The sequence below is a fragment of the Streptomyces acidiscabies genome (assembly GCF_020010905.1).
Lineage (GTDB): Bacteria > Actinomycetota > Actinomycetes > Streptomycetales > Streptomycetaceae > Streptomyces > Streptomyces acidiscabies.
In genome coordinates this window covers 1,306,271-1,332,546 of the sequence record NZ_JAGJBY010000001.1, presented here as the reverse complement: position 1 = coordinate 1,332,546, position 26,276 = coordinate 1,306,271, and the positions used below count along the sequence as shown (strand labels likewise).

Below are 26,276 nucleotides of genomic sequence, written 5' to 3'. Positions count from 1 at the left end.
CCACTCCCGCGCTCCCCCGCGCTCACTCCCCGGCGGGGTCCAGCGCCCGCGCGTAGTACGACACGAACCCCTCCGGCGCCTCGAACGGCGTGCCCAGCAGCCCGGTGGGCAGCTCGAACGCCTCCGTGAGCGTGCGCAGGTGCGGCGCGAGGCGGTCGTGCAGGCGGTCCGCCATCGCCGGGAGGGGTTCCGTCAGGGCCGGGAAGGGGCCGTCCGGGAGCAAGTCGGCGCCGTGGGACTGGCATTGGCGGACCGCGAAGAGGGTCAGGAGGTCGTGCAGGACGCGGCGGGTCGCGTCGGAGACGGCGTCCGTACGGCGAGAGAGGGCGTCGGCCGCCTTGTACGCCGCGTGCGCCTCCGCCGCCGCCAGCGCCGCGTGCGAGGTGCGGTCCCAGCGGACCTGGGCGTCGCCGCCGGACGTCGCGTGCAGGCGCCGGGCCCTGCGGTGGAGGTACTCCTCACGTACGGCCAGCCAGCTGAGCCACCGGTCGGGGGTGTCCGCGCCGCAGGGCTGGGCGGGGTCCCAGCGGGTCGTACCCTTCTCCTCCGCGAGAGCCAGCCGCCGGTACGCCGCGTGCAGGGCGCCCACCTGGCTGTCGCCGTCGGCCGTGGTCACCGCGTCCCGCAGCGCGCGGTACTCGACGATCCTGTTGTGCGCGAACGCGCCCTGCGCGCCCAGCCGTTCGCGGGCCTCGTCGCAGGCGCGGGCGGCGACGGTCGTGACGAAGTACTTCGTGAGAGCTATCTCGTCCGTCACCCCTGAGGCGTACTCGTCGGGGATACCGGCGAACGCGGACGACGCCTCGCGGACGGCGAGCGTCGCGACGTACGTCTCCGCCAGTACGTCCAGCAGGCGGCCGTGGTGGGAGCGGACGTGCGCGAGGGGGATACGGCCGCCCGCCTTGCTCTCGATCTCGCGCTGCGCGGCGTGCCGTACGGCGATGGAGAGGGAGGCCCGCGCCGCCGCTGCCGCCATCGCCGCCGCCGCGATACGGCCCGTACGGACTCTGCTGATCGCGCGCCAGGTGCGGTTGTTCTCAGAAAGCGGTTCCACAAGTTCGCCCTCGGGCGTGACGTGCGTGCCCTCCGGCGAGAGGAGGCAGTCCAGGCCGACGCGGACGCCGTCGAAGCGGGTCAGCGCGTTGTCGATGCCGAGGACCGGTTTGTCGGGGAGGCGACGGATCGTGACGCCGGGCAGGACGGTGCCGTCGGGGGCCGTGAGGTGGACCAGGAAGGCGTACGGTCCCCGGTCCTCGCCCCAGAGCCGCAGCCGGGCCAGGACGACGCCGAAGCGGGACACGCCGGCGAGCGGGGGCGGGGCGGTGCTGGACATGAACTTGACCGCCGTCGAGGACGGGGTGGTCAGCACGAACTCCCTGGTGTCCGTGTCGAATTCGGCGATCGTCTCGACGTTGTTGAGGTCGCTGCCGTGGCCCAGTTCGGTCACCACGTACGAGCCGACCGCGCGGCCTTCCAGCATGCGGCGGCGGGTGCGTTCGGGTTCGCCGGACAGCGGCGAGTACTCCGTCAACGTGCCCAGCGCCAGGTTCACTTGGACGCTCAGCAGCAGCGCCAGGTGCGGATCCACCGTCGTCGCCCACTCGGTCAGAGTGACCAACTCACGGACGTCGAAAGCCGCTTCCATGGGCCGCAGCTTCGGCAGCAGGCGCAGGTACCGCTCGTACGCGCGCCGCCCCGGGTCCGTCGGCCTCGCCCGCCAGTCCTGTGCGAACAGGGGCTGGGTGAAGAGCTCTCGGTGGTGGCGGTACGCCTCCTCCTGCCGGTCGGCGGACAACATGACTGCGATCTCGTCGGACATCGCGTTCATGGGCTCATGGTCAGGGCGGGTGTCGAGTGCGTCAAGTGCCCGTGGAACGACCGATGTTGCCGGTGAGGAGCGTTTCGCTGGTCGCGCGCCCCCGGGTGGGCATGTATCCCCGGCATAATCCAGCCATGTTCACGGAGCGGTCCCTGGCGGCCGATGTCCTCGCCGTCGGGTCGCCGTATCCCCTCGCGCTGACGGGTGGCTGCGCGCTGCGTGCGCACGGGGTGGTGGGGTGGTCGCGCGGGGTCGGGGTGGCCACCGAGCATCCGTCGCGGCTGGAGTGGATCGCCTCCCAAGTCGCGGTGGGCTTGGCCGAGTTGGGGTGGGCGGCCCAAGTCGCCGAGAAGGGGCCGCTGTTCGCCCGGCTGGCCGTCGGCTTTCCGGAGGGCCCGGTCTCCGTCTCGCTCTGCAAGGAGATCTTCCACCGCCCTCCCGTCGAGACCCCCTTGGGCCTCGCCCTCTCCCTCCCGGACGCCTTGGGCGTGAAGGTCCGCGACTTCGTCCGGCGCGGGTACGCCCGCGACCTCGCCCGCGTCGCCGCCGGCGCCGACACCTGGAGCTGGCCGGAACTGGAGGAACTGGGCCGCCGCCACAGCCCCGACGGCCTCGAACTCGCCGATCTCCAGGGGAGGTTGGTGCGCACCGAGTGGCTCGATGACACGGAGTTCACGGGGTGCGCGGACGTGGGGCGGCTCAGGCGGTGGGCTCAGCTGTGGGCCGATGACATCGGGGAACGGCTGCTGGAGGGTGGCGTGCCGGAGGAGCGGTGAGGGGGCCGGTGGTTGCCGCAACTCCTCGCGTTATCGGCCCTTTTTACGTCCCCGTCTGTCTCCGCACCGCCGTGTCCAGTTCTCTCAGTCCCTTGAGGTCGATGCGTTGGGGTTCGCCGCCGACCACCTCCACCGAGAAGGCCGCCTCGAAGGGGGAACCTCCGGACACCAGCGGGTGGTTGAGGAATTCCGGGTCGGAGAGGAGGCGAGCGGCGGCGCTGGTGCCGAAGCCGAAGCTGCCGGCGAGGATGACTATGTGGCGGTCGGGCTGGAAGGGGTTGGGGGCGCGGACCAAGATGCCCAGGTCCACCGCCAGTTGGTTGTCCGGGGTGATGTCCGGGGAGAGGATCTCGCCCGTGCGCGCGTCGGTGATTCTCGCGTCGTGCTCCTCCACCGGGCCGAACGTGTAGGTGAGCGGCAGGCGTTGGACGACCTCGGCGGTGACGCGGTTGGAGTGGGGGCCGCCGACGAGGATGAGGTTGGCCCGGCGCTCCAAGCCCGTGAGGTGGTGGCTCGGGGTGAGGGGGAGGTGTTTCACGCCGGTGCGCTGGAGTTGTTGCCGTAGTTCGTGGATGGCCAGGACGTCCCCTACGCCGACCAGGCCCGAGCGCTCCCAGATGTAGTGCTCCTCCTGGATGAAGATCGACGTCACCATCTTCAGGTCGTGCGCGGTGAACGGCTTCCAGAAACCCCGGGTGTCCCGGAAGCGCCACAGGTCACGGGCCCTGTCGAACGACCAGCCCGCCCCGAACGCGAGCGACGCGGAGGAGAGGTTCACCAGGAGGTCTTGCAGCGCGCCGCTCATCCAGGAGGCTCCGTCCGTTCGGCGTGGGCTCCTGGTTCCTCCCCCTTACGGCCGGATTCGACGCCCGTTGTCGGCCAGGTGCAGGGCGAGGGTGACAGCCACGGAGACCGCTGCTATCACCGCCATCGCCCGTGCGGGACCGGCGAGTTGGGCCAGCGAGCCCGCTGCCGCCGCCGAGAGTCCCTGGAGGGCGAGCATCCCCGAGGAGTGCAACCCCAGCGCGTGGCCGCTGAGTTGAGGTGGCGTCAGCTCCATCAGGCGTTCCTGCTGGGCCAGACTCGCGCCGAACCCGATCGACGCGAGCACCGCTGCCGTCGCGGTGACCGGGAGCGGAGGGTGGAACGCGAACACGGCGTACGGCGCCGCCAGGAGCAGCAGGAGCGGGGTGACCGCCCTGCGCCGTACGGCGGGTCGGAGGACGCGGCCCACGGTCACGTCGCCGATCAGCATGCCCAGCGCCGCGCACGCGAACAGGGTGCCCGCCGCGCCGGGGTCGTAGGAGACGAAGAGCGATTCGCATCCCACGACAAGGCCGTTGGGGATCCACAGGCCGAGGTAGGTGAGGCGGCGGGGCCGGGAGGACCACAGCTCGGCGTTCGTGCGCCAGGTTTCCGCCGGGGTGGGGCGGCCGGTGGTGCGGGGTGGGCGTTCGGCAAGGGCCGCGCGGGCGGTCGCGGCGGAGGTGACGTACAACAGGGCGGCCAGCGCGAGGACTTGGGGCGGGCTGACGATCGTGAGGAGCAGGCCCGCTGCCGCGTAACCGCTGATCTGCATCAGGCCGTTCATCATGTTGAACAGGGAACGGCCGGTCAGGTACGCCCCGTTGGGGAGGATCTCGTTCAGCAGGCCCCAGCGGACCCCGCCGCCCAGCGCCGAGACCAGGCCCTGGAGGAGCAGCACCGTGAACACGGCGCCCAGCGGGAGGCCGGGGACCGCGACCAGGGCCGTGGTCGTCGCGAACGCCAGGGAGAGGGCCGTGAGCGTGGCGCGGGGGCGGAGGCGGTCGGCTCCCGAGAGGAGGAAGGTCGCGCCGAGGACCTGGGCCAGCGACGGGCCGAACATGCTCAGCGCGGAGAGGAGGGGGGAGTTCGTCTCGCGGTAGACGTGCGTGCCGAGGGCCAGGCCCGCGAGGGTCTGGGCGGCGACGTGGGTCGCGGAGGAGAGGAAGAGGGGGGTGAATTCGGGGGTCGTGAAGAGGGCTCTGTACGGGGTTGTGGAAGCGGTTGTGGTGGGTGCGCCGGTCATGGACGGAGTCTCGGGGTGGCCCGGGCGGGGTGGTTATTGTTTCGCGGGTACGCGAAAGGTCGTACTTTCAGGCCGGCAAGGAGGAACCCGTGGGCCTGTGGCAGGTCAACGCCGACACGCTCGCCCGGAGCCGGTTCGTGCTGTCGCCCCTCGCCGAGACCTTCGCCGCGCTGAAGCTGCTGCACGCCGGGGTGGGGCAGCATCCCGGGGAGAGCCGGTGGCTCGCCGCGCACCTGCCCGCGTACCGTGCCCGGCTCGCCGCCGACCCCGTCACCGCGCTGCTCGTGAAGGCGGGGCTCGGCCGGGACTGGATCGCCGACTTCCTGACGCCTACACCCCGGGGTGGAGAGGACTTCGCCACCGAAGTACTACGGGTACGGTCCGCCGGGGTCGCCGAGTCCCATGCCCATCTGCGGATGGCCCTCGCCGGGGATCTGCCTCAGGTACTGGTGCGGGACGACCTGCCCGACCGCGCCGCCGACCTCATGGAGTGGGTGTGGGCGGAGGCGGTCCGGCCCTACTGGGAGCGGCGGCGGCACGTCCTCGAAGCGGACATCGCCGTACGGCTGGACCAGGTGAGCCGGGGCGGATGGGCGGCCGTGCTCAACTCCCTGCGGCCGGGGACCCGTTGGCTCGGCGAGAGCACGTTCCAGGTGAACCGGCACGAGTATCCGCCCCGCGAGATCTCCGGCGCGGAACTGGTCTTCGTCCCCGTGACTCCGCAGACGGGGTGGGTCGCGTGGGAGGAGTCCTCGCGGTACGCGGTCGTCTACCCCTGCGTGGGGGTGCTCACGGAGGAGCGCGGGGCGGCCGGGCAGGTCGGGGCGCTGGACGCGTTGCTGGGGGCCGGGCGGGCGCGGGTCCTTGTGCTGCTGGGGCGGCCCATGAGTACGACCCAGCTCGTCGCCGTCACCGGGCAGGGGCTCGGGTCGGTCGGGCGGCATCTGCGGGTGCTGTGGGACGCGGGGCTGGTGGAGCGGCGGCGGGTGGGGAGGTCTGTGCTGTACGTGCGGACGGGGGTGGGGGACGCGGTCGTGGAGGGGGTACCGAGGGCGTAGACCGCCCTCACCCTGGAGAGGTAACCCCACGGAGTTAGCATCCGAAGCATGACTAACAACGCCACCTCCCCCCTCCAGGTAGAGATCGACTCCCTCAAGGGCGGCTCCGCGGACCTCTCCCAGTACGCCGGTCAGGTCGTCCTCGTCGTGAACGTCGCCTCCAAGTGCGGGCTCACCCCGCAGTACTCGGGCCTCGAGAAGCTCCAGGAGCAGTACGCGGCGCAGGGCTTCACCGTGCTCGGCGTCCCCTGCAACCAGTTCATGGGCCAGGAGCCCGGCAGCTCCGAGGAGATCGCGGAGTTCTGTTCCGCGACGTACGGCGTGACGTTCCCGATGACCGAGAAGGTCGAGGTCAACGGGGAGGACCGGCACGCGCTGTACGAGCGGCTCGTCGGGTTCGCCGACGCGGAGGGCCACACCGGCGACATCCGCTGGAACTTCGAGAAGTTCCTCATCGGCCGGGACGGCTCCGTCGTCGCCCGCTTCTCCCCGCAGACCGAGCCGGAGTCGACGGATGTCGTCACGGCGGTCGAGGCCCAGCTCGCGGGCTGAGCCGCGTCCCTCTCAAGTACCCCGGTATGACATACCCCGGTACGAACCCCCAGGTATGACGTACCCCCGTACCACCCCCTCCTTGACCTTCCCCCAAGGTCAGACCCGAGCCTCCTCCCACCGGACGACCCCGTCCGGTGACGGAGGATGGCGGGATGGACGAGGGACTCTTCGGCATCGGCGCCTTCGCGGCACGCTCTCGCCTGTCCGCGAAGGCGCTGCGGCTGTACGACCGGCTGGGCCTGCTGCCCCCGGCGCACATCGACCCGGCAAGCGGCTACCGCTACTACCGCGTGGACCAGATCGACCGCGCCCGCCTGGTCGCCCTGCTGCGCCGCCTGGACATGCCGCTCGCGCGGATCGCCGGGATCGTCGAGGCGGACGGCGAGCAAGGTGCCGGGCTCCTGGACGCGTACTGGTCCGAGGCCGAGACCCGCCACGCCGAGCGGCGCGCGCTCGCCGGCTACCTCCGTCGTCGTATGACCGGAAAGGGCCAGGAGATGGCTGACCTGTACGACGCGTTCACGGTCGAACTCGTGGAAGTCCCCGAGCAGTTGCTGATCACCGAGACCCGGCACGTCCTCGCGGACGAGCTGCCCGTGTGGATCCCGGCGGCGCTGGGCCGGCTGGAGGAGGCGGCGGCCGGCTGCGGCGGCATCGCCGGGTACCCGTTCGTCGCGTACCACGCGGAGTCGTCGATGGAGAGCGACGGTCCCGCCGAGGCGTGCGTACCCGTGGCGGACGCCGGGGCGGCGCGGACGTGGGTCGCGGGACAACCCCGTACCCGTCATACCCGTACCCGTCTGGAGCCGGCGCGGCGGCTGGCCGTCACGCGGGTCACCAAGGCTCAGGTGGCTCATCCCCAGATACTCGCGGCGTACGAGGCCGTGGAGGCGTGGATGCGGCGGGAGGGGTGGGAGTACGACGGCCCGTGCCGGGAGGTGTACTTCGCGGACTGGGACGCGGCGGGGGCGGAGGATCCGGTGTGCGACATCGCGTACCCGGTGCGGCGGGGGACGACCGGCGACAGGACCTAGACCCACCGGGCCCGGACGCAGGCCGGACGGACACTGACCGGGCACAAGCCGAGCCCCCTCGGCAAGGACGGCGATACTCGTCGAGAGGGCTCTCGGTGGTGCTTGTTCAGTTACTCGGCCGGCTCAACCGCTCGACTTCCCGGCCGAATCGGCGACTTGGCTGCTCGACTGGCTCAACTACCTGGCGGGCTCCGCTACTTGACCGACTCCACGAAGACGGTCCAGGCCGCGGCGGGGAACGCCAGGGCGGCGGCTTCCGGACGCTTCGAGTCGCGGACGGCCAGCGCCGCTGCGGGCGACCTGACCTCCACGCACTCGCCGTTCCCGACCGAGTACGAGGACTTCGTCCACACGTGCGTGGCGCTCTGACGAATTGCCATCTTCTGCTCCAGTGCTGGTTCTCTTCGCGCCAACACCGTTGATCGCTGGCGCAATTCGACGCTACTGGGAGACCCCACCCCCGGGGCCAGTCATTCACCCGACCTGGTGGCATATTCCGGGAAAACCTCACACTGGAGCGCAACAGCCCTGTACAGTGCGGCCTTTCGCCTCGGAGCACAGGCTCTCAGCGCGCATATTCCTTCGCGATGGACTCGATGGTCTGGCCGGACACCTCGACGTTCATGGCCTGCGCCCGCAGGTGCTCGTACATCAGGGCGTAGATCTGCACGTCGTGGTGCTTCTCCAGGTACAGGTCGCTGGTGACGCCCTCGATGTAGACCACGCTGGAGTCGGCGAGTTCGGCGAACTCCAGGATCGAGTAACCCCCGTTGAGCCCGGGGTGCGCGCCGGCGTCGAAGGGCAGCAGCTGGATGGTGACGTGCGGCAGTTTGCCCAACTCCAGCAGGTGCTCCAGCTGTTCGCGCATCACCCGGCGGCTCCCGACGGTCCGGCGCAGGACGGCCTCGTCGATGACGACCCACAGCCGTACCGGCTCCTTGACCTCCCCCGTGACGGGGTGGATCTGCTCGCCGAGCCGCCCCTGCCGGCGCAGCCTGACCTCCACCCGCTTCTCGATGTCCTCCGCCGAACTCTCGGGCAGCGCGCCCTTGATGACGGCCGCGGCGTACTCCGGCGTCTGGAGGAGTCCGGGGATGACCTGGGGCGAGTACGTGCGCAGGCTGGACGCGTCGTCCTCCAGGCCGATGTACACGCTGTACGGGACGTCCTTGAACGCGTACCACCAGCCCTGCTGGCGGGATTCGCGCGCCATCTGCATGAGCGACTCGACGACGCGTTCGTCCTCGATCTCGTAGACCCCGCACAGGTCGCGGACGTCCCGGGGGCTGATGCTGCGCCGGCCGTTCTCCAGTCGGCTGATCTTCGACTGCGAGACCAGCAGGCGTTTGGCCACCTGCTCGGCCGTCATGTTCTTCGACTCGCGGAGCCTGCGCAGTTCGAGACCGAGACGCCGACGACGCACGGTGGGATTGGTGTTGGACGGCATGAGACGTGCACCTCCGGCTGGATGCCTGTTGATACTTTGCGTATCTGCTGCTGAGCAGACTGCCACCAACAGGCTTATTACCGCTGGGAAACCACGGATATGCCAGCCAGGCCCGCAAGTTCGGGGATACTGGCGGATTGGGTGTGTTCAACACCGCTTCAACTCCGCGCCGGGGCACCTGTTTTCGGACATGCGTCCGCGCGGGGCGGCGTACCGTTTCGCCTTGATCGGCGAAACGGACACACCACCCCGCGCGTGCGCGCGGCTCCCGAACGGGTCGGTGGGGCGCGGAGTTACGTCTCAGGGGTTACCACCTCCGGGGTACGACCCCGGAGCTACTACCCGAGAGTTACGGCCACGGTGGTAGCCGTACGCGTCTGTGTCTGCGGCTGCGTCGTGGGACTGCGGCTCAGTGGGCCACGACGCGCGCCATGGTGGTCCGGCGTGGCTGCGCCGGGACTCCATGGGCCGCTTCCGCGCTCGCCCTGGCGGGTGGTGGCGCGGCCTGACGGCCGGCCGGTGCCGGGGCGGGCCGGCGCGGCTGGACGGCCACGCCGTTCTGGACGTCCATCACGGCGTGCGCCACGAGGCCGCCCATCGGGTCGTGCCTGATCAGGTCCCGTAGCCGGGAGCGCGAGGAGCGACCCTCGTTGCCCGGGTACAGGTGCTTGCCGAGGCCGACCGCGTGCGCGAGCGCAGCGAGTGCCGCGGTCCGCGGGTCCGGCGGTACGCCGGTGCGGATCGCGGAGTCCAGCCGGGACCTGATCTCCCGGCTGATCGCGTTGTCCGTCGCCTGATAGCGAGTCGTCGGCAGCACCCCGCACATCTGGCCGGCCACGGCATGCACCATGCCGCACCGCTCCAGATGAGAGAGGTACGTCTGGCGGAGCCCCAGGCGGGGCCCGCCGATCCAGTGGACCGCGCGGACCGGAGCGCCACGACGGCGCAGCAACTCCAGTGCGTGGTCCAGTGTCGGATCACCTGTCGGCCGTGGTGCCACCACGGCGATACGATCCCCGTCAGGGGCTATCCGTCCGGCCAGCGCCAGCTCCACTAGCTGTGCTCCGGCCAGACCGAGGTCGAGCGACTGCGGCTGTGCGGTGGTACCCGTGGTCGGGTCCAACGCCAGCAACAGAAGCTCTTCCGGAAGAGTTCTGCGGCTCCTGCCCATCCATGCCTCCCCGCGTGGATGACAGACAGGGTGACCCCTCTCACATTCATCTGTCGAGGGTGCGTGACCTGTTTGTAAGGGAACCGGCAGGTATGTCGTTCTCGTCTACCGCAGGGGCCAAGCGCTCCACACAGGACACTGGTACACGGTTCGGACAGTGCCGAGGCGCCGTCCGGGTACGGGGTGTTGGTGGCCAGGTACGCAGTTCACGGTTCGTTTCGTGCCGTACGTCAGCCCGTACGGCATATGAGGAGGCATCGGTGGCGGGCGAGTCCCCCGACAGGTCGAAGCAGCACGAGTCGTCACGACCGACGCAGGGTTCCGGTGCGCCGGTTCCCGATCCGCGGGTCTCGGTGGGGGGCGGGGACGGTGGGGGGGTGGATCTGGCTACGCGGGTGCTGATGTTGCCGAAGGACGGGGACGCCGGAAACGCCGGTGACGCCGAGGGGTCCGGGGGCGCCGAGGCGGGCGAGGGTTCCGGCGGGGCCGGGGGCGCCGAGGCGGGCGAGGGTTCCGGGGTGACCGAAGCGGCCGAGGCTGCTGGGGATTCCGGGGACACCGAGGCGGCTGGGGTAGCCGGGGCGACTGAGGGTTCCGACCGGGGCGGGGATGCCGGGGGCACCGAGGGTTCCGGGGTGACCGAAGCGGCCGAGGCCGCTGGGGATTCCGGGGACACCGAGGCGGCTGGGGTAGCCGGGGCGACTGAGGGTTCCGACCGGGGCGGGGTTGCCGGGGGCACCGAGGGTTCCGGGGCCGCTCAGGTGGCCAAGAGCGCTGGCGGGGCCGGGGATGCCGAGAAGTCCCGGGCCATCGGGGTGGCTGCGGGCGCCGGCGGGGCCGGGCGTTCCGGGGACGCCGGGGAAGCCAAGGATTCCGGGGGGACCGAAGCGGCCGGGGATGCCGGGGGCACTGGGGCCGCTCAGGCGACCGAGAGCGCCGGCGGGGCCGGGGATGCCGAGAAGTCCCGGGCCACCGGGGTGGCTGCGGGTGCCGGCGGGGCCGGGCGTTCCAGGGACGCCGAGGCGGGCGGGAGTTCCGGCGGAGCTGGAGACGCCGAGGAGGCCGAGGACTCCGGGGGGACCGAAGCAGCCGGGGCAGCTGGGGATTCCGGGGGCACCGAGGCGGCTGGGGTAGCCGGGGCGACTGAGGGGGTCGGAGTGGCCGGGGCCGCCGGAGACGCCGGGGAAGTCCAGGATGCCGGGGAAGCCGAAGGTGCCGGGCGCGCTGAAGTGTCCGGGGAGACCGAGGTGTCCAGGGAGACCGAGGGGTCCGGGGACGCCAAGGTGGTTGGGGGTGCCGGTGACGCCGGGGTCGCCGGAAGCGCTGAGCAGGGCCGGAGTGCCGGGGAAGCTCAGAGTGTCGAAGAGGGTGCTGTGAGCGATCAGGGTCGGGGGGCTTCGGGCGCCAAGGTGCGTACCGAGAGTGCCGACGCGGTCGGGGAGGCGGGCACCGAGGGTGGTGGCGTCGATGCTTCCGGTGACGATGCCGATCAGGCCAGCGCCCGTGAGGGTGACGGCGGGGCTGGGGGCCGTTCTGAGGACTCCGGGGAGACTGGGAGCGGGTCCGGGGCGTCCGGGGGCGTGAAGGGCGCTCAGGGGGCTTCTGGGGGCGCCGAGGGGGGCTCGGGGCGGGGTGGTTCGGCTCGCGGCGCGGGTGAGGGTGCCGGGGAGGCGGATTCCGGAGGGTCCGGGGAACGTCGTACGGCTGCGGGTGCCGTGGCGGCGGACGCGTACGTCGATGTCGACGCCGACTCCCCTCAGGGAACCGCCGGTTCGGCCGACGAACAGGACAACTCGCCCGACGACGCGACGAATTCGTACGCCGACGGCGCGCCGACCTCGAAAGCCGACGGCGAGACAGTCGACTCACCGACGGACAAGGCCGGTTCGGCGAACACCGAGTCCAAGTCCCCGACGGGGAACGCCGGTTCGGGCACCGCCGAGGACACCGAGTCCGGCGAGGAAACCCCCTCCGGCGACAACTCGCCCACCAGCAAGGCCGATCCCGGCGATGCCAAGGCCAAGTCCCCGAAGAGCGACGCCGATTCGGGCAGCGCGAAGGACACCGAGCCCGGCGAGAAGTCCGCCGCAGACAAGGCCGCTCCCGACGAAGCCGACACCAACTCGGCCTCCACCAAGGCCCGTTCCGACGACGCCGACCCCATCGACCAACCGACCGCGATCTTCAAGGCCGTACGCCCGAAGCCGAACGTCGACCAGCCGACGACGATGCTGAAGCTGGGCGACGTGGGGAAGCCCGCCACAGCGGACTCCGGAAAACCGGACGACGCCAAGAAGCCGACCCCCACCGGAACCACGGGCAAAGCCGCCGGCGCCGCCTGGACGATGGCCGCCACCACGGAGCCCGACACCACAGGCACGGACGCGACCGAGAAGCCCGGCACCGCCGGGACCACGGACGCCACCCCGAAGCCGGGCGACGCGGGCAAAGCCGGCACTGCCGGGCCGACGAGCGACCCCGGGGGCGCAGCCGGGAAGACCGGCCCCGCCGAAAAGGCCAACGCCTCCGAGGAAACCGGCCCCACCGGGAAGACCGGCACGGCCGGGAAGCCCGAAGGCTCCGGAACCGCGGGCGGGCCGAAGAAGCCCGGCGCCGCCGGAACCGCGAACGCCACCGCAGGTACCGGCGCAGCCGCGAAGACCGGCGCCACCCCGAAGCCGGGCGGCACCGGAAAGCCCACCCCCGCCGACAAGACCCGTACCGGAACCGCCGGCGAAGCCGAAGCCGAGCGGACCAGCAGGTTCGTCGCGCTGAAGCCCCTGGACGACCCGTCCGGCCGTAAACCACGTAGCTCCACAGGCGTAGAGTCGACCGCCACCACCGCCGTACCCCAGGTCGGCCCGGAGCGCACCACCCAGCAACCCCTCCCGCCGAAACCGCCGTTGGACCTGCTGGCGGAGCTGACGAACACACCCCCGCCGCCGCCCACCCCACTGCGCGCCCTCGTACGGCGGCTGAAGATCTGGACGCCGCTGGTGCTCCTGCTGGCGGTCGTGTTCGCGATCGCACAGATGGTCCGCCCGCTCCCGAACCCGTCCCTCGACCTGACGGCGAAGAACGTCTACACCTTCGAGGGCGGCAAGGTCGACATCCCGTGGCCCGCACAGGGCCAGGCCGCGCTGGACGTACAGGGCGTGGGCACGTTCGGCTCGTCGGGCCAGGAGAAGCCGGTCCCGATCGCGAGCGTCGCGAAAGTGATGACCGCGTATCTCATACTCAGGGACCACCCGCTGAAGAGCGGCGAGGACGGCCCAAAGATCCCGATCGACCAGGCCGCCCAGGACCAGTCGAACGCGGGCCAGGAATCGACCGTGAACGTCACGAAGGGCGACGCGATCACCCAACGCGAGGCGCTGGAAAGCATCTTGATCGCGTCGGCCAACAACGTCGCCCGCCTGCTGGCCCGTTGGGACGCCGGCTCGGAGACGGCCTTCGTCGAGAAGATGAACGCCGCCGCCAAGGACCTGGGGATGACGAACACGACGTACACGGACCCCTCGGGCCTGAACGACACGACCGTCTCGACGGCGATCGACCAGGTGAAGCTCGGCAAGGCGGCGATGGAGCAGCCCGCCTTCCGCGAGGTCGCGGCGATGATGTCGTACACGGACTACAAGGGTGAGTACCACTCGAACTGGAACGGCCTGGTCGGCAAGAACAAGGTCGTCGGCATCAAGACGGGTACGACGACCTCGGCGCTGGGCAATCTGATGTTCGCCGCGAAGAAAGAGGTCAACGGGGAGACCCGGACGATCATCGGCGCGGTCGTCCGGCAGCCCGCCGGCGGCCCGGAGAACACGATCCTCAGCGCGGCCCTGGACTCCGGCGACAAGCTGATCCGCGCGGCCCAGGACGTCCTGACGTCGGCGACGATCCTGAAGAAGGGCCAGGTCGTCGGATACGTGGACGACGGCCTCGGCGGCCGTACCCCCGTGGTAGTCACGCGGGACGTCACCGCGACCGGCTGGTCCGGCCTGAAGGTGAAGCTCTCCTTCGTCGCGGGTGATCTCCCGCACACCGCGAAGGCGGGTACCCAGGTAGCTACCCTGACGGTCGGCGACGGCGGCTCGGCGAGCGCCGTGAAGGTACCCGTAGCTCTCAGGAGTGAGTTGGCGCAGCCCGGCTTCACCTCGAAGCTGACCCGCGTCGGCTGACCCGGCACGCTCCCGCAGCCCGCTGGCCAGTACCACCCGGTCCTGGTCGGCGGGCTGCGTGCTAGCGTCACGAAACGGACACAACTCGACGGCCGCTCACCCTGTGGCCGTAACCCTGCGGTCTTACGGGAAGCCGATGGGGGACGAGAAGAAGAAGACGGGACACGGGGAGTGCCTACAGGTGGCCACTGCGGAGCCGACACGCGACGACACCGGTCCGGGCCCGGGCCCCGGCCCGCGAATACGGCTGCCCGCGCCGCAGTCCGGCTCGCATGACCGGCTCGACCCCGACGGCGGGAAGACGCGGGACCCCGAGGTGAGCACCCGCCTCAAGGACCGCCTCCGGGCCCGCCTGGACGCCCGCTTCGGCGCCCGCCTCGACCGCCTGCGCGCCTGGCTGATGAACCACCTGGTGCTCTCCATGACCGTCCTCTCGGGCGGCCTGCACCTGCTCTGGTTCTTCACGTTCGCGAACAGCGGTGGCGATCTGGCAGCGCAGGACGCGTGGGCGGAGTTCGTCGGCCGCCACCCCGACTCCGCGTACAACCTCGCCTGGTACGGCGGGATGCACCCGGTGTCGTACAGCATCATCTCGCCGTACCTGATGTCGATCCTCGGCGTGCGGACGACGATGATGATCGCCGGGACGCTCTCGGCGGGCCTGCTGACGCTGATCCTGCTGCGCTCGCGGCCGGTGAAGAACCCGGTCTGGCCTGCACTGATAGGAGTCGTAGCGTTCCTGTGCAACGCGGCGAGCGGACGCGTCACCTTCGGCCTCGGCAACATGTTCGCGCTGGGCGCGGTGGCCACCGTCTTCTGCTGGCCGCACAAGTGGCGCCACAAGCGCTGGGCGAAGGCCCTGGTCGCGGCGCCGCTGGCCGCGCTGGCGACGATGTCGTCGCCGGTCGCGGGCCTGTTCGTAGGACTCGTGGCGGTCGCCCTGTTTTTGCAGAAGCGACGCCCGGGTGCGTGGGCGCTGGGCATCGCGCCGGCCATCGTGGTCGGCGTCTCCGCGTGGCTGTTCCCCTTCTCCGGGACGCAGCCGATGTCGATCGGGTCGGCGTCGCTGCCGTTCATCTACTCGGTGATCGTCTTCCTCGCCGTGCCGAAGGACTGGAAAACGGTCCGGATCACGGCGGCGGTGTACGGGCTGTTCGTGCTCGGCGTGTGGATCGTCAGCTCGCAGATCGGCTCCAACATCACCCGGCTCGCGATGCTGTTCGGCGGGGTCGTGGTGGCGTGCGCGCTGCCGTTCGCGGTGCCGCGCAGCCGTAAGTGGTACGCGCTGGTGATCGCGACGGTCGGGTTCGTGGTGTGGGTCGGTTTCAAGTCGGTCGACGACGTCGTCCGTACCACTCCGGCCGCCTCCTGGGCGCGCGAGCTGGCGCCGCTGGTGAACGAGCTCCAGCAGGTCGGCGCCGGGAAGGGGAGGGTGGAGGTGGTACCCGCGCGCTCGCACCGGGAGGCGTCCGCGCTCGCGCCGTACGTGAACCTCGCGCGCGGGTGGAACCGGCAGGCCGACATGAAGCGCAACCCGCTCTTCTACGACGACACCCTCAACTCCGCGAACTACCACGAATGGCTCAAGCGCTGGGCCGTGCACTTCGTCGTCGTACCCAAGGACGCCCCGGACGGGGACGGCGCCGAGCGGGAGCGCGAGCTGGTCCAGCGGGGTCTGCCCTACCTGAAGCAGATCTGGGGCGACGCCAACTGGCAGCTCTTCCGGGTCAACGACCCGGCGCCGCTCGCCGAGCCCGACGCGGTGGTCCAGCGCGCCGAGCAGGGCGAGATGACGATCGACGTGAAGCGGGCCGGGCGGGTCCTGGTCAAGATCCCCTACTCCCCCTGGCTGAGCATCGTCGACGCCCAGGGCAAGAGCCTCAAGGCACCCCAGGAGACCGAGGCGTCCAAGCACCGTGAGGAGGGGGAGCCCAAGGTCTACGAGAACCTCCACGGCTGCCTCTACGAGACGGAGGAGGACACGGAGGGCGACAAGTGGACGATGCTGGTCGCCCCCACGGCGGGCATCTACCGACTGGCGGCGCCCTACCAGCTGCCCCGGGGGACGCCGTGCCCGGACGAACTCAAGTAGCACTCACGTAGTCCGGTACTAGTACCTGGGAGCTAGCGCAGTTCGGAGACGTAGCGGTCGGTCCCCGGCACCGTCGGGATGAAGGGGGCCACCAGCTCCACCCTGCCGAGGCCCGATTCCTCCACCCGGGAGCCGAGTCCGGCGTAGTGGTCCTGCCAGCCGTCCCGGGGGTCCTGTTCAAGGAACCACAGCAGGGTCAGGCGGGTGTCGGTGCCCTCCACCTGCTTCACGTACGCCATGCGGTCGACCGGTAGGGGGGTGGGCCGGAAGATCGTCACCAGCGCGGCGGGGGACCCCTTCAGGGCGCGCGGGAGGTGGCGGGTGCGGAGCCAATGGAGGAGGTCGGTGCGGCGCTCGGGGGTCTCGGCGTCGATCACCTCCAGGATCAGCCCCTGGTAGGGGTGGTCCAGGGCGTGGAAGTCGCGGGGACCGGCCGCGCCGTCGCGGTAGACCGTCGTCTCGTGGTCCTGGAACGCCGTGAAGACGTGGGTGCGGTCCTGGTAGACGCGGGCGTCGTGGTTGAGGCGGCGGTTGATGGAGACGGTCCAGCGCATGTGGTCGGCGTAGCGGCCGTCGGTGATCCAGTAGGTGGAGAGGTAGCACCCCAGGGTGACGGGCTGGGCGACCGCCGACTTCTCCGGGTAGCGCAGGAGCTGGAGGTCGCGGGTGGCGACCCAGCGGCGGCCCGCGTACATCCAGGGCATCGCCATCGCGCCCGCGTAGAAGTGGTCGTCCTCGTACCAGCGGTTGTAGGCGTACTCGTGGCCGGGGTGCGGTTCGACCATGGTGATCAGGGCGTGGCCGGGGCGGACGCCGTAGGGGCCGGTGGCCGCCAACTCGGCGTAGCGGGCGCTGGATTCGGCCTCGCTCGAAGTGACCTCGCTCGAAGTGACCTCGCCCGAAGTGGTTCCGCTGGTGCCGGTCTCGTTCATGTGCGTTCCCCTTTCCTGCGCGCTCGCCCATACTCTGACGGTCCGTCAGACAATGCGCCAGCGTCAGGAAGCGGCCATCAGGGAGGGTTCGTGTCTCTGCTCACCGGCAAGACCGTCGTCGTCTCCGGAGTCGGCGCGGGACTGGGTCACCAGGTCGCGGCGGCCGTCGTACGGGAAGGGGGGAACGCGGTGCTGGGGGCTCGGACCGAAGCTCAACTGGCCAAGTCCGCGCGGGACATCGACCCCGGCGGGGCGCACACGGCGTTCCTGTCCGCCGACATCACCGACGAGCAACAGTGCGCCGCCCTGGCCGAGTTGGCGGTGTCGCGCTTCGGCGGGATCGACGCCGTCGTCCAAGTCGCCGCCTGGGACTCCTACTTCGGAGGTGTTCAGGACGCCGACTTCGAGACCTGGCGGTCCGTCATGGACGTGAATCTGCTGGGGACCCTGCGGATGACGCGGGCCTGTCTGCCCGCGCTGAAGGAGGGGGGCGGGGGTGCGGTCGTGTTCATCGGGACGCAGTCGGCGGTGGCGGCGCCCTCGCAGGTGAAGCAGGCGGCGTACGCGGCGTCGAAGGGGGCACTGACGAGCGTGATGTACTCGCTGGCAAGGGAGTTGGGGCCGTACCGGGTCCGGGTGAACACCGTGCTGCCGGGGTGGATGTGGGGGCCGCCGGTGGAGGCGTACGTGCGGTTCACGGCGCAGGCGGAGGGGGTGCCCGAGAGCGAGGTGCTGGGGCGGCTCTCGGGGCGGATGGCGCTGCCGGAGCTGGCGACGGACGGGGACGTGGCGGACGCGGCGGTGTTCCTCGCGTCGCCCCGGGCGCGGGCGATCACGGGGCAGTCGTTGCTGGTGAACGCGGGGGAACTGATGCGCTGAGCGGCATCTCCTCCCGCCAACCCGGCGTTCACGTACAGGAATTGAGGTCACCTCTCCGAACGATTTTACCCTCCCTTGACTCTCCTCGCGCTTGCCGTGAGCACACCATCACACCCAGAGTTCACATGCCTGCCCTGCCTGTCTGCTGCGAACCCCCACGTTGACGGCGAACCCTGGAAGGGGGCACATGAACGGTCTCGACTGGGCCGTGCTCATCGGCTACTTCGGCGTGATGGTCGCCATCGGCGTCTGGTCGCACAAACGGGTCGACGACGTCAGCGACTTCTTCACCGCGGGCGGCAAGATGCCGTGGTGGCTCTCCGGTATCTCCCACCACATGTCGGGCTACAGCGCGGTGATGTTCACCGGGTACGCCGGCATCGCCTACACCTACGGGGTGACCTCCTTCGTCACCTGGTCCTTCCCGATCGCGCTCGGCATCGCGATCGGCTCGAAGCTCTTCGCGCCGCGCATCAACCGGCTCCGTTCACGGCTCCATGTGGCCTCCCCGCTGGAGTACTTGAAGAACCGGTACGACCTGAAGACCCAGCAAGCACTCGCTTGGTCGGGGATGCTGCTGAAGATCGTGGACGTCGGCGCCAAGTGGGCGGCGATCGCGACCCTGCTGTCCGTGTTCACCGGCATCTCACTGAACCAGGGCATCCTCATCACCGGCAGCATCACGGCCGTGTACTGCACGATCGGCGGCCTGTGGGCCGACGCGCTCACGGAGTTGGGCCAGTTCATCATCCAACTCCTCGCGGGCGTCGCGATGTTCATCGCCGTGATCGTCGAACTGAACGACAGGAACATCGGGTTCCTCGGCGCCTGGGACGAACCCGCGCTCCAGGGCCACGGCAAGCCGCTCGTCGGCCCGTACGGCACGGTGTTCCTGCTCGCGTTCCTGTTCATCAAGCTGTTCGAGTACAACGGCGGCATGCTCAACCAGGCGCAGCGGTACATGGCGACCCGCAACGCGAAGGAGGCCGAGCGCTCGGCGCGGCTGTCGGCGCTGCTGTGGCTGGTCTGGCCGGTCGTGCTGTTCTTCCCGATGTGGATGTCGCCGCTGCTGGTCGAGTCGAAGAAGCCGGACGGCTCCGACTCCTACGGCCTGATGACCGAACAGCTCCTGCCGCACGGCCTGTTGGGGCTCGTGATCGTCGGCTTCTTCTCCCACACGATGGCGATGTGCTCCTCCGACGCCAACGCGATCGCGGCCGTCTTCACCCGGGACTGCGCGCCGGTCATCTGGAAGCGGGCCCGAACGTGGGACCAGGGACAGGGACTTCGGGTCGCGCGCATCACGACGGTCGTCTTCCTCGGCCTCTCGATGGCGGCGGCGACGCAGGTCAACTCCCCTGCTTTCAAGGACATCATCACCGTCGTCATCAAGTGGGTCGCCGGTCTGATGGGCCCGATGGCCATCCCGATGATGCTGGGCCTGCTGCGGCCGTTCCGCCGCTCGGGGCCGACGGCGGCGCTGACGAGCTGGTCGATGGGGCTGCTGGCGTTCTGGCTCGTCAACTACCCGATCAACTGGAACGTCGACGGCGGCGTACCTCTCCAGTATCAGGTGTCGATCCCCCTCGCGGTCTCCCTCGTCCTGTACATCGCGATCGGCTTCATCCGTCCCGAGGACACCCCCGGCCGGCTCGCGATCATCGAGAAGATCAACTCGGACGACGACGCGGCGGCCGTCGCGGTGAGCGCGGAACTGGACGACGGACGCGGCACCGTCGGGGTCACGAAGAGCGGCTGAGACCGGGGGAGGCTGCCACACGCTCCCCCGTCCGGCCACATTCCCGACAGCAACACCACCAACACACAGAAACGACCACTCCCCACCCCAAATCCCGTCCCCTGTGGCCACACTGGGCATACCGCTCGACCCCTGAACTCCCCGTCCCCGTTCGATTACAGTGGCGAATCGTGTCGTACGGACGGCGGACGGTGGCTCGGGGAGGCAGGGTGTGAGCACGGCGGCCGGGCCCATCTGGGGCCGTACTGAGCAGCAGGACTTCCGCAGCCGGGTGCGCGGCGCACTGCTCGGCGGCGCCCTCGGCGACGCACTGGGCGCCCCGGTGGACCGGGCCTCCGCGGAGGACATACTTCAGGCGTACGGGGTGGAGGGCGTCGTCGACCTGGTCCCCGCGTACGGCAGGCGCGGCGCGATCACCCACCTCACCCAGCTCACCCTGTTCACGATCGACGGCCTGATCCGCGCCCAGGTACGCCGCGACACCGGCGCCTGGCACCCCCCTACCGACCTGCATCGCGCGTATCTGCGCTGGGCGGCCACGCAGCGCGACTGGGGTCCCGACCTACGCCGCAAGGACGACGGCTGGCTGGCTCGCGAGGAGTGGCTGTACGCCCGCCGCGACCCGACGCGCCCACTGCTCCTCGGCCTCGGGGACGAGCGGATGGGCACCCTGGAGACGCCGAAGAACCCGGCGGCGGACGGCCCCGAGGCGCTCGGCCGCTCGGCGCCGTTCGGTCTGCTGGTCGGCTGGGAGCCGCAGCTGGTCGCGCAGCTCGCGGTGGAGTGCGCGGCGCAGACCCACGGCCACCCGTCGGCGTACCTCTCATCGGGCGCGTACGCGGTCGTCGTGCACGCGCTGGCCAGGGGCGACAGCCTCGACAGCGCGGTGCAGCGGGCGCTGTCCCACCTGTCGGCGCGGCCCGGCCACGAGCCGGTGTCGGAGGCGCTGCAACGGGGGCTCGGCGCGGTCAGACAGGGCCTGCCGACGCCCGCGCGGGTCGAGGAACTCGCCGGCGGCGGCAGCGCGCCCGAGCTGTTGTCCGCCGCCGTGTACTGCGCGCTCGTCGCCGAGGACGTACGGCACGGCCTGCGCCTCGCCGTCAACCACGGCGCACCCTCCGCCGCGACCGCCTCCGTCACGGGGTCCCTGCTCGGCGCGCTGCACGGGGAGACGGCGCTGCCCCCGGCGTGGCTCGCGGAGCTGGAGGGGCGGCCGACGCTGCTGGAGCTCGCCGACGACTTCTCGATGGAGATGACGCAGGGGCCGGCGCTGCACAACCCGGCGGGGGCGGCGCCGGGGTGGCTGGCCCGGTACCCGAGAAGTAGCGGGGTAGAGCTGGGGTAGGGGGTGGGGAATCGCCGGAGCGGGAGCCGTACCCCTCAGGTACTACCCGGGTACTACTCGACGACCCTGACCCTGGTCTCCGTCGCCCCGAACGCCCACAGCGCCGTGCCGTCCTCCTTGTGGAGGCGGATGCCGCCGGTCTGCGTACCGGCGGGGGCGGGCGGCGGGGAGGAGCCGTCGACGGCGTTGGAGAAGGCGATGTTGATGCCGGACTTCACCGTGAAGTAGACGACGTGCTCGACGGCGACCCCGTCGGAGCCGGTGGTCGCGGGCGTGCGCACGGAGATCGTGTACGTCCCCGGCGCGGGGTCGACCGTGCCGGGCCAGACGTCGAAGGTGCGGCGGGACTGGTCGTCCGCGTCGACCAGCCAGACCCGGTCCTCGGAGAGCGAGTAGACGATACGGCGGCCCGTGCCCGACTTGGCGGGTAGTCCCGGAGTATTAGGCGTGGACGCCTCGGGAGCCGCCGACTGCCGGGGCGTGGCGGCCGGCTTCGGACTGGCCGCGGCCGTCGGGTGAGGGTGCACGCCGTTGTCCGCTTCGAGCGCCAGGAAGCCCACGCCGACGATCGCCCCGGCCGTCAGACCGGTGACCCAGACCCACGAGGGAAGCCGCAGGGCAGGCACGGGCACGCAACTCCTCAGTCTCCGGCCCCCGCATGTCGGGGGTCGGATCATCCTACTGTGGAGCGCCTGTCCGCCGGGCCCGTACCGGTCCCCCTCAGGTACCGTTCCAAGATCGCAACCGGCGCTCCACCAGGGTCAGTCGAGGACCGGCAGCAGCTCCGGAAGGTGCCCGTCGGACGCCTGCGCCGCCCGCTGCCGCTCGGCCGGGACCTCGCCGTACAGCGTCGTACGCGGCTTCGCCGGACGCCCCGCCGCCTCGGCGACGGCGATGAGGTCCCGGATCGACTTGTACGAGCCGTACGACGAGCCCGCCATCCGCGAGATGGTCTCCTCCATCAGCGTGCCGCCGAGGTCGTTGGCCCCGGAGCGCAGCATCTCGGCGGCGCCCTCGGTGCCCAGCTTGACCCAGCTGGTCTGGATGTTGGGGATCCACGGGTGCAGCAGGAGCCGTGCCATCGCCGTCACCGCGCGGTTGTCCCTGATCGTCGGGCCGGGCCGCGAGATGCCCGCCAGGTACACGGGCGCGTTGGTGTGGATGAACGGCAGCGTCACGAACTCCGTGAATCCGCCGGTGCGTTGCTGGATCCCGGCGAGCGTGCGCAGGTGGCCGAGCCAGTGGCGCGGCTGGTCGACGTGGCCGTACATCATCGTCGAGGTCGTGCGGATGCCCAACTCGTGGGCGGTGGTGACGACTTCGATCCAGGTCGCGGCCGGCAGCTTGCCCTTGGTGAGGATCCAGCGGACCTCGTCGTCGAGGATCTCGGCGGCCGTGCCGGGGAGCGTGTCAAGTCCCGCCTCCCTGGCCTGAGTCAGCCACTCGCGGATCGAAAGTCCCGTGCGCGTCGCGCCGTTGACGACCTCCATCGGCGAGAAGGCGTGGACGTGCATACCCGGGACGCGCTCCTTGACCGCCTTCGCGATGTCGAAGTACGCGGTGCCCGGCAGGTCGGGGTGGATGCCGCCCTGCATGCAGACCTCAACCGCCCCGACTTCCCAGGCCTGTTGGGCGCGGTCGGCGACCTGGTCCAGGGAGAGGGTGTAGGCGTCGGCGTCCGTACGGCGCTGGGCGAACGCGCAGAAACGGCAGCCGGTGTAGCAGACGTTGGTGAAGTTGATGTTCCGCGTGACGATGTACGTGACGTCGTCGCCGACCACCGACTTCCGTACGTCGTCGGCGATTTGGGTCAGCGCGTCCAGCGCGGGGCCGTCCGCGTGGAAGAGCGCGAGCGCCTCCGCGTCGGTCAGCTTCGTCGGGTCGTCGGCCGCCGTCGCGAGGGCCTGGCGTACGTCGGTGTCGATGCGCTCGGGGACCATGCCGGGGGCGGCGGCCTCGCGGAGTTCGGACCAGTCGCCGTACACCTCGTCGAAGTCGTCGCGGCGGTCGGACGTACGGCCCTCGGTGTCGATCGTGCGGTGCAGGTCGGTGCGGCCGGTGGCCTCGAAGACCTCCTCGGGCTCCTGCCAGGGGTGGCCCTCGACGACGGCGTCCGGGATCGCGAGGCCGGTCTCGGGGTCGGCGAGCGCGCGGACGTGCGGGAGGAGGCGGGGGTCGAGCCAGGGCTCGCCGCGCGTCACGAACTCCGGGTAGACGCACAGGCGTTCACGCAGGTCGAAGCCGGCCGCCTCGGAGCGCCGGGTGAGTTCCTCGATCTGCGGCCAGGGGCGCTCGGGGTTGACATGGTCGATGGTGAGCGGGGAGACGCCGCCCCAGTCGTCGATGCCGGCGCCGATGAGGCGCTCGTACTCGCCGTCGACCAGGTTCGGCGGGGCCTGGATGTTCGCCGAGGGGCCGAGGATCAGGCGCGATACGGCCACCGCCGCGACCAGTTCGTCGAGTTCGGCGTCCGGCATGCCGCGCATCGCCGTGTCCGGCTTGGCGCGGAAGTTCTGGATGATCAGTTCCTGGATGCCGTGGTGCGCGCGGGAGACCTTGCGCAGCGCGAAGAGCGACTCGGCGCGCTCCTCGTACGTCTCGCCGATGCCGATCAGTAGACCCGAGGTGAAGGGGACGGAGGAGCGGCCCGCGTCCTCCAACACCCGTAGCCTGACGGCCGGTTCCTTGTCCGGGGAGCCGTAGTGGGGGCCGCCGGGCTCGGACCACAGGCGGGTGGCCGTCGTCTCCAGCATCATGCCCATGCTCGGTGCGACCGGCTTGAGGCGCTGGAGGTCGGTCCAGGACATCACCCCGGGGTTGAGGTGGGGGAGCAGGCCGGTCTCCTCCAGGATGCGGATGGAGATGGCCCTCACGTAGGCGATGGTGTCGTCGTACCCGTGCGCGTCGAGCCACTCGCGCGCCTCGGGCCAGCGGTCCTCCGGCTTGTCCCCCAAAGTGATGAGGGCTTCCTTGCACCCCAGGGAGGCACCCTTGCGAGCTACGTCGAGTACCTCGTCGGGGGACATGAACATGCCGTGGCCGGCACGGCGGAGTTTGCCCGGCACCGTGACGAAGGTGCAGTAGTGACACTTGTCGCGGCACAGGCGGGTCAGGGGGATGAAGACGCTCTTGGAGTACGTGATGACACCGGGCCGGCCGGCCGCCGCCAGGCCCGCGTCACGCACGCGCGCGGCGGTCGCCGTGAGGTCGTCGAGAGCCTCGCCGCGCGCCTGGAGCAGCACAGCCGTCTCGGACACGTCGAGGGCGACGCCGTCCCGGGCGCGTTTGAGGGCGCGACGCATGGAGTTCTCGGTGGGGCCGGTTCCCGAGGTCGCGGAAGTCGTCATCCTTTGAGCATACGTTCGAGGTCATCGAAGGTGCGGGGGCGCCAGGTGGGGGGTGCGGGGTGGGCGTGCGCCTCTGGTCCTGTCCCTCTTGAGTACTAGTACCCAGGGGGTGTACGTGGTCGTACCGATGCCCGGGGTATCGGCTGCCGCCTACGGTCCTGGCATGCCTGTGGAGATCACGCCCGACGCCGAGACCGAGCCCGCCGCCGCACGGGTGGGGCGAGCCGTGGGGGTCGGCTGCGCCGCGCTCGTCGCCGTGCCGCTGTTCCTCGGCCTCGCCCTGCTCGTCTGGCTCGCCCTGATCACCAAGGACGCGTCGGACTTTCCCCGGGTCGCGCCCCAGGAGATGGCGGACCGGGCGGTGGCGAACTCCCAGGAGGCGTACGGCGTGCTGGGGTTCACGCGCACGATCCCCTACGGCTCCGGGGATCCCGGGATCTCCGCCGAGAACACCCTGAGTGCCGATCTCTGTTACCGGGGCGGGCTGACGGACGAGACGGTCGACGGGGCCTACGCCATGCACCACAGCTGGGCGCTCGACCACGTCACCGCCGGGGAGGCGGTTCCCGCTCTGCGTCGGCTGCGCACGTATCTCAAGGACGACGGGTGGGACATCGCGTCCTACGAGGAGGGGGGTACCGGGGATACCTGGGGGCTACGCGCCACGCGCTCGGACGGCGGGCAGGAGATGTTCTTCACGTGGTCCGCCGGGAGCGGGTACTTCCGGGGCGGCGCTTCCATGCCCTGCGCCGTGGACCCCGGCTGGCACATGCCGGACGGGTCACCCGGCGACGACGTGTCGCCGCCGGCCCTCACCCCGTCCCCCTCACACGTACGGCGCTAGCTCGTCCAGCACCCGCAGCACCTCGGCCTCCCCCGCCGGAGGCAACTGCACGACGGCCTCCTCGATCCCCAGCTCGCCGTAGTACTCAAGTTTTCCCCGGGTAGGCACTACGGCGTACGGCACCACGTCGAGCTCGGACGGTTCCCGCCCGGCCTCCGCCCAGGCGGTCCGCAGCGCCGGCAGCGACTCGCCGAGCCCGCGTCCGCCGATCGGGAGCCAGCCGTCGGCGTACTCGCAGATGTGGGAGAACAGCTTGGGCCCGGCGGCGCCGCCGATGAGGGTGCGCGGCCCGACGACCGGCCCGCGCGGCTTCCGCACCGGCTTGGGGTACGCGATGGACGGCCGTACGCTCCCGAACTCCCCTTCGTAGCCGGTCGGTTCACCGGACCACAGGGCCCGCATCAACGCCATCCGGTCCCGCACCAGCTCCCGCCGGGTCCGCCACTCGACGCCGTGGTCGGCGGCCTCCTCGACGTTCCACCCGTACCCGAGCCCCAGCGTGAACCGCCCGCCGGACAGATGATCGACGGTGGCGACCTGCTTGGCGAGATCGATCGGATCGTGCTGCGCGACCAGCGTGATCCCGGTCCCCAGCCCCAGCCGCTCGGTCACCGCGGCGGCCTGCCCGAGCCCGACGAACGGGTCCAACGTCCGCCCGTACTCCCTGGGTAGCCCCCCACCTGCGGGGTACGGCGTAACTCTCTCGACCGGAATATGCGTGTGCTCCGGCAGATACAGCCCGGCGAACCCTCGCTCCTCCAACTCCCTCGCGAGACGCGTGGGAGTGATGGTCTCATCGGTGAGAAAAATCGTGACCGAGATACGCATACGACGGCCTTTCCGGATGTACGGCGGTACGACTACAGGCGCGGGTGCCGCCCTCATCTGTACCCGGAACAACCGGAACTGTCCATACCGACCGGTCGGAATTACCACCCGGAGAACGACCTCACATCCCGATTCCCTTCAGGTCTCCCCGAGTTCACCCCCCTC

General features: G+C 70.7%; 20 protein-coding genes. 10 read left to right on the top strand and 10 right to left on the bottom strand.

Features of this window, described 5'->3' with window-relative positions; all coding sequences use genetic code 11:
• Window positions 1-22: 22 nt before the first annotated feature.
• Window positions 23-1,828, bottom strand: a complete 1,806-nt coding sequence (locus J8M50_RS06405) for an acyl-CoA dehydrogenase family protein (protein WP_010350077.1) — start codon at window positions 1,826-1,828, stop codon at window positions 23-25.
• Between the two features lie 125 nt (window positions 1,829-1,953).
• Here J8M50_RS06405 and J8M50_RS06400 point away from each other — a divergent pair, with 125 nt between their 5' ends.
• Window positions 1,954-2,595 carry a hypothetical protein gene (locus tag J8M50_RS06400; protein ID WP_010350075.1) on the top strand — a complete coding sequence of 214 codons (642 nt, stop codon included), beginning with the start codon at window positions 1,954-1,956 and terminating at the stop codon, window positions 2,593-2,595.
• Window positions 2,596-2,638: 43 nt separating this feature from the next.
• On the opposite strand, the gene J8M50_RS06395 is transcribed toward J8M50_RS06400, so the two are convergent.
• Together J8M50_RS06395 and J8M50_RS06390 are read right to left on the bottom strand one after the other, a co-directional pair.
• Window positions 2,639-3,400 carry a hypothetical protein gene (locus J8M50_RS06395; RefSeq protein WP_010350074.1) on the bottom strand — a complete coding sequence of 254 codons (762 nt, stop codon included), beginning with the start codon at window positions 3,398-3,400 and terminating at the stop codon, window positions 2,639-2,641.
• Between the two features lie 45 nt (window positions 3,401-3,445).
• Window positions 3,446-4,645, bottom strand: a complete 1,200-nt coding sequence (locus tag J8M50_RS06390; protein ID WP_010350073.1) for an MFS transporter — start codon at window positions 4,643-4,645, stop codon at window positions 3,446-3,448.
• Window positions 4,646-4,734: 89 nt separating this feature from the next.
• Between J8M50_RS06390 and J8M50_RS06385 the strand changes: the two genes are divergently transcribed.
• The 3 genes from J8M50_RS06385 to J8M50_RS06375 all read left to right on the top strand — a co-directional run bounded on the left by J8M50_RS06385 (window position 4,735) and on the right by J8M50_RS06375 (window position 7,292).
• Window positions 4,735-5,703, top strand: a complete 969-nt coding sequence (locus J8M50_RS06385) for an ArsR/SmtB family transcription factor (RefSeq protein WP_010350071.1) — start codon at window positions 4,735-4,737, stop codon at window positions 5,701-5,703.
• A 48-nt stretch (window positions 5,704-5,751) separates the two neighbouring features.
• Window positions 5,752-6,255: a glutathione peroxidase gene (locus J8M50_RS06380; RefSeq protein WP_010350070.1), complete on the top strand. Its 504-nt coding sequence runs from the start codon at window positions 5,752-5,754 to the stop codon at window positions 6,253-6,255.
• Between the two features lie 155 nt (window positions 6,256-6,410).
• Window positions 6,411-7,292, top strand: a complete 882-nt coding sequence (locus J8M50_RS06375; protein WP_010350069.1) for a MerR family transcriptional regulator — start codon at window positions 6,411-6,413, stop codon at window positions 7,290-7,292.
• A 194-nt stretch (window positions 7,293-7,486) separates the two neighbouring features.
• On the opposite strand, the gene J8M50_RS06370 is transcribed toward J8M50_RS06375, so the two are convergent.
• The 3 genes from J8M50_RS06370 to J8M50_RS06360 form a co-directional block, all read right to left on the bottom strand.
• On the bottom strand, window positions 7,487-7,672 hold the full coding sequence (locus tag J8M50_RS06370) for a DUF397 domain-containing protein (protein WP_029183327.1): 186 nt from the start codon (window positions 7,670-7,672) through the stop codon (window positions 7,487-7,489).
• 185 nt (window positions 7,673-7,857) lie between these two features.
• Window positions 7,858-8,739 (bottom strand): helix-turn-helix domain-containing protein, encoded by an 882-nt coding sequence (locus J8M50_RS06365; RefSeq protein ID WP_010350067.1) that lies wholly within the window; start codon window positions 8,737-8,739, stop codon window positions 7,858-7,860.
• 409 nt (window positions 8,740-9,148) lie between these two features.
• Entirely contained in the window at window positions 9,149-9,910 is a 762-nt protein-coding gene (locus J8M50_RS06360) for a GOLPH3/VPS74 family protein (protein WP_010350066.1), read from the bottom strand.
• A gap of 1,715 nt (window positions 9,911-11,625) precedes the next feature.
• Here J8M50_RS06360 and J8M50_RS50015 point away from each other — a divergent pair.
• Window positions 11,626-14,085: a D-alanyl-D-alanine carboxypeptidase gene (locus J8M50_RS50015; RefSeq protein ID WP_010353299.1), complete on the top strand. Its 2,460-nt coding sequence runs from the start codon at window positions 11,626-11,628 to the stop codon at window positions 14,083-14,085.
• A gap of 136 nt (window positions 14,086-14,221) precedes the next feature.
• A complete protein-coding gene (locus J8M50_RS06350; protein WP_010353300.1) occupies window positions 14,222-16,177 on the top strand; it encodes a DUF8823 domain-containing protein in 1,956 nt (651 codons plus the stop codon).
• A gap of 32 nt (window positions 16,178-16,209) precedes the next feature.
• Here the strand turns inward: J8M50_RS06350 and J8M50_RS06345 are convergent, their stop codons facing one another.
• The gene (locus J8M50_RS06345) at window positions 16,210-17,109 is read right to left on the bottom strand and encodes a hypothetical protein (protein ID WP_010353301.1); all 900 of its coding nucleotides are present in this window, start codon (window positions 17,107-17,109) and stop codon (window positions 16,210-16,212) included.
• A 90-nt stretch (window positions 17,110-17,199) separates the two neighbouring features.
• Here J8M50_RS06345 and J8M50_RS06340 point away from each other — a divergent pair, with 90 nt between their 5' ends.
• The 3 genes from J8M50_RS06340 to J8M50_RS06330 all read left to right on the top strand — a co-directional run bounded on the left by J8M50_RS06340 (window position 17,200) and on the right by J8M50_RS06330 (window position 21,092).
• Window positions 17,200-17,988: an SDR family oxidoreductase gene (locus J8M50_RS06340; RefSeq protein WP_010353302.1), complete on the top strand. Its 789-nt coding sequence runs from the start codon at window positions 17,200-17,202 to the stop codon at window positions 17,986-17,988.
• A gap of 187 nt (window positions 17,989-18,175) precedes the next feature.
• Window positions 18,176-19,747 carry a sodium:solute symporter family protein gene (locus J8M50_RS06335; RefSeq protein WP_010353303.1) on the top strand — a complete coding sequence of 524 codons (1,572 nt, stop codon included), beginning with the start codon at window positions 18,176-18,178 and terminating at the stop codon, window positions 19,745-19,747.
• Between the two features lie 211 nt (window positions 19,748-19,958).
• Window positions 19,959-21,092 (top strand): ADP-ribosylglycohydrolase family protein, encoded by a 1,134-nt coding sequence (locus tag J8M50_RS06330; protein ID WP_010353304.1) that lies wholly within the window; start codon window positions 19,959-19,961, stop codon window positions 21,090-21,092.
• Between the two features lie 53 nt (window positions 21,093-21,145).
• Here the strand turns inward: J8M50_RS06330 and J8M50_RS06325 are convergent, their stop codons facing one another.
• Window positions 21,146-21,724: a L,D-transpeptidase gene (locus tag J8M50_RS06325; protein ID WP_010353305.1), complete on the bottom strand. Its 579-nt coding sequence runs from the start codon at window positions 21,722-21,724 to the stop codon at window positions 21,146-21,148.
• Between the two features lie 129 nt (window positions 21,725-21,853).
• Window positions 21,854-24,439, bottom strand: a complete 2,586-nt coding sequence (locus tag J8M50_RS06320; protein WP_010353306.1) for a bifunctional FO biosynthesis protein CofGH — start codon at window positions 24,437-24,439, stop codon at window positions 21,854-21,856.
• 163 nt (window positions 24,440-24,602) lie between these two features.
• Here J8M50_RS06320 and J8M50_RS06315 point away from each other — a divergent pair, with 163 nt between their 5' ends.
• Window positions 24,603-25,283 carry a hypothetical protein gene (locus tag J8M50_RS06315; protein WP_100216750.1) on the top strand — a complete coding sequence of 227 codons (681 nt, stop codon included), beginning with the start codon at window positions 24,603-24,605 and terminating at the stop codon, window positions 25,281-25,283.
• Here the strand turns inward: J8M50_RS06315 and J8M50_RS06310 are convergent.
• On the bottom strand, window positions 25,266-26,111 hold the full coding sequence (locus J8M50_RS06310) for an LLM class F420-dependent oxidoreductase (RefSeq protein ID WP_029183796.1): 846 nt from the start codon (window positions 26,109-26,111) through the stop codon (window positions 25,266-25,268). The genes J8M50_RS06315 and J8M50_RS06310 overlap by 18 nt on opposite strands.
• Window positions 26,112-26,276: the final 165 nt, after the last annotated feature.

Excerpts from the sequence above, each read along its gene's own strand:
- J8M50_RS06310 (WP_029183796.1), bottom strand. The coding sequence starts at position 26,111 with ATGCGTATCTCGGTCACGATTTTTCTCACCGATGAGACCATCACTCCC.
- J8M50_RS06360 (WP_010350066.1), bottom strand. The coding sequence starts at position 9,910 with ATGGGCAGGAGCCGCAGAACTCTTCCGGAAGAGCTTCTGTTGCTGGCG.
- J8M50_RS06390 (WP_010350073.1), bottom strand. The coding sequence starts at position 4,645 with ATGACCGGCGCACCCACCACAACCGCTTCCACAACCCCGTACAGAGCC.
- J8M50_RS06320 (WP_010353306.1), bottom strand. The coding sequence starts at position 24,439 with ATGACGACTTCCGCGACCTCGGGAACCGGCCCCACCGAGAACTCCATG.
- J8M50_RS06395 (WP_010350074.1), bottom strand. The coding sequence starts at position 3,400 with ATGAGCGGCGCGCTGCAAGACCTCCTGGTGAACCTCTCCTCCGCGTCG.
- J8M50_RS06405 (WP_010350077.1), bottom strand. The coding sequence starts at position 1,828 with ATGAACGCGATGTCCGACGAGATCGCAGTCATGTTGTCCGCCGACCGG.
- J8M50_RS06315 (WP_100216750.1), top strand. The coding sequence starts at position 24,603 with ATGCCTGTGGAGATCACGCCCGACGCCGAGACCGAGCCCGCCGCCGCA.
- J8M50_RS06335 (WP_010353303.1), top strand. The coding sequence starts at position 18,176 with ATGAACGGTCTCGACTGGGCCGTGCTCATCGGCTACTTCGGCGTGATG.
- J8M50_RS06380 (WP_010350070.1), top strand. The coding sequence starts at position 5,752 with ATGACTAACAACGCCACCTCCCCCCTCCAGGTAGAGATCGACTCCCTC.
- J8M50_RS06365 (WP_010350067.1), bottom strand. The coding sequence starts at position 8,739 with ATGCCGTCCAACACCAATCCCACCGTGCGTCGTCGGCGTCTCGGTCTC.
- J8M50_RS06345 (WP_010353301.1), bottom strand. The coding sequence starts at position 17,109 with ATGAACGAGACCGGCACCAGCGGAACCACTTCGGGCGAGGTCACTTCG.
- J8M50_RS06400 (WP_010350075.1), top strand. The coding sequence starts at position 1,954 with ATGTTCACGGAGCGGTCCCTGGCGGCCGATGTCCTCGCCGTCGGGTCG.
- J8M50_RS06350 (WP_010353300.1), top strand. The coding sequence starts at position 14,222 with ATGGGGGACGAGAAGAAGAAGACGGGACACGGGGAGTGCCTACAGGTG.
- J8M50_RS06370 (WP_029183327.1), bottom strand. The coding sequence starts at position 7,672 with ATGGCAATTCGTCAGAGCGCCACGCACGTGTGGACGAAGTCCTCGTAC.
- J8M50_RS06375 (WP_010350069.1), top strand. The coding sequence starts at position 6,411 with ATGGACGAGGGACTCTTCGGCATCGGCGCCTTCGCGGCACGCTCTCGC.